Raw genomic sequence first — 257 nt, 5'->3', positions numbered from 1 at the left:
ATCGATGACGTTATTACCCGTGTGGTATCTGGTGAAGCGGTTGGTACGTTGCTAACGACTAATGACGAAGATAAAATCATTGCTCGTAAACAATGGCTAGCAGCGCATCTACGTATGTCAGGCTCTTTGATTGTTGATGCTGGTGCCGCAAAAGCCGTCGTTGAACATCATAAGAGCTTGCTACCAGTCGGCGTAGCAGAAGTACGCGGTGATTTTGATGAAGGTGATGTGGTCGAAATTGTGCACCAAGATACAGG

At 46.7% G+C, this 257-nt stretch carries 1 protein-coding gene; it reads left to right on the top strand.

Annotated features, from left to right (window positions below):
* The coding region (locus AAEY88_RS14405; protein WP_350563486.1) for a PUA domain-containing protein at positions 1-257 on the top strand (257 nt) is incomplete at both ends.

The organism is Psychrobacter sp. CAL346-MNA-CIBAN-0220 (genome assembly GCF_040309805.1).
Taxonomy (GTDB): Bacteria; Pseudomonadota; Gammaproteobacteria; order Pseudomonadales; family Moraxellaceae; genus Psychrobacter.
Note: the sequence above shows the minus strand (reverse complement) of the source record. Positions and strands in the feature narration are given on the sequence as shown.